We start from the raw sequence: 1,865 nt of genomic DNA on the forward strand, positions 1-1,865 counted from the left end.
CAAATAAATGTGTTTTGCTGGTAACGATGCGTCTAAAATCGCCTCAGAATATCTAACTGAAATCGATTTTTCTGCGAAATCTAGCAATGCTTTTCCATATCCTTTGTGCTGATATTCTTCCAAAACAAACAAACGATTGATGTGATTCTCGTTTATCGTTACAGTTGCAATAGGCTTTTCATTATCAAATAACAGATACCACGATTTTACTCATACTGTTTTTCCTCCCTTACCACAAAAAACATTTATTTTTTCCCAGTCATCTTTAGATCCTTTAAAAGCAGTATTCCTTTTATGATCAATAGTAGAAATGCCACAGTTATAGCATAAGCTTCTCTTGTCATTGCTAAGAATAACACTGTCAGAATGCTTAGCCCCATTGAACTACCCGTTATCATATTACGTCCTTTTTCAATTTTGAATTGTGTAAGCAGAATTTTTACTATTCCAACCGCAATAAGCGCAATAAATAAAATCCAGTAAATCAGCCGATTAAATGATGTTGTTTCCGTGTATGATAATAGATTTACCGAATATATATACCCATCAATCGGATTTGGATAAAGCGGCAGTACGATAAGTGTAATGGATAATAAATCTACAATTCCAAACAGCACGTCACACACACTTCGGATATTGGATTTATTTTCTTTTTCAGCAATAGAAAGCAACTTCTCTCCTGATAACAAATCATCAATTGTAACCGAAAAATAACTGGATATTGCTTTTAGAGAATCAATACTTGGATATCCTCTTCCTGTGTAAGCCCTCTATTTTTTCTCAATTCCTGAAGTTTTTCATGAAATTCCATAACAGAACCTCCGCATTAGTCCTCTTTCACCTGATATAACAAAACAACTGCTTTATAGATATAAAATAAACCTGTACTCAGCAAAACAGAACCCACAATATCTGTAAACCAATGGACTCCTGAAACCAATCTTCCTATTACCATAAACATTGAAAAGATAATTGCCAGAATGTAAATAGCTTTTTTAACTGCATCATTTTCTAATCTACGATTCACCTGAAAAACAAGCGTTGGTATAACACTCAATACAAGAAGCGTTGTAGATGATGGATACGAAGCTTCCATAAATCCTCCGAGAAGGACAGGTCTGTAATTGACAGGAATCATCTCAAAAATAAATTAGCAAAATATCACAATAACGTAATATATCCCCCAAAATATAATATCATAATCCACTTTAAATAAACTTCTTCTCTTAACCAATTGAACAAATCCGATTCCACCGAACAGCATACATATGAATAGTGGAACAAGTCCCAGCCAATCCGTAATAATATAGATCGTCATATGAACACCTGTTAATTCATGAAACCAACCATTAAATGCTGCGAAACCTATGTCCGTTCCGTCTTGTCCCACGGGCCGCACATCGACAATATGTAGGTTTTATCAAAACGTTTTTCTATATACGCGAGATGGTTCTCCATTCATATCATTCATCATTTGATAGAATTCGCATCCATATTTTTCATACAATCCTTCATGATTCGTTGAAATAAAAACTTCACTAACATTCTCAGACTTTGCAATCCTTTCAATCTCCGCGAATAGTTGCCCCGCGTAATGGTGCCCTCTTCTCTGCGGAAATGTATAAACCCATCCAATCCAAGGTGTCAAATCAGTTGGCTGAATATCATCTTTCTCTGCGTAAGTACAAAAAGATACCAATTCATCACCATCTACAAGGAGCAACACTTTTACATTTTCGCCTACATAGTCTTGTAGTTCTCCGTTCTTTAGCAACTTATACAAAAATTGACCGGCACTCCAATCGCTCTTTCCAATCTCAGCGAGCCAGTACTCCTGACGGTCGCTTGAAAAATAATTAATTACT

The 1,865-nt window shown here is 35.5% G+C and carries 5 protein-coding genes; all 5 read right to left on the minus strand.

Annotated elements, in window-relative coordinates; genetic code table 11:
• On the minus strand, positions 1 to 195 hold a 195-nt coding region (locus ACQRD1_RS14490), incomplete at its 3' end, for a GNAT family N-acetyltransferase (RefSeq protein ID WP_427787933.1).
• Positions 196 to 245: 50 nt separating this feature from the next.
• Positions 246 to 671, minus strand: a complete 426-nt coding sequence (locus ACQRD1_RS14495; protein ID WP_235232596.1) for a hypothetical protein — start codon at positions 669 to 671, stop codon at positions 246 to 248.
• Between the two features lie 155 nt (positions 672 to 826).
• A complete protein-coding gene (locus ACQRD1_RS14500) occupies positions 827 to 1,096 on the minus strand; it encodes a phosphatase PAP2 family protein (RefSeq protein WP_235232595.1) in 270 nt (89 codons plus the stop codon).
• A gap of 54 nt (positions 1,097 to 1,150) precedes the next feature.
• Positions 1,151 to 1,390 (minus strand): hypothetical protein, encoded by a 240-nt coding sequence (locus tag ACQRD1_RS14505; RefSeq protein ID WP_235232594.1) that lies wholly within the window; start codon positions 1,388 to 1,390, stop codon positions 1,151 to 1,153.
• Between the two features lie 30 nt (positions 1,391 to 1,420).
• Positions 1,421 to 1,865 (minus strand): GNAT family N-acetyltransferase (locus ACQRD1_RS14510; RefSeq protein WP_427787931.1); only part of this gene is annotated, 445 nt, incomplete at its 5' end.

Source organism: Bariatricus sp. SGI.019 (genome assembly GCF_050315235.1).
GTDB lineage: Bacteria > Bacillota > Clostridia > Lachnospirales > Lachnospiraceae > JAFBIX01.

What these genes read in the sequence shown, in the direction of transcription:
- ACQRD1_RS14500 (WP_235232595.1), bottom strand. Translation starts at nt 1,096, where the DNA reads ATGGAAGCTTCGTATCCATCATCTACAACGCTTCTTGTATTGAGTGTT.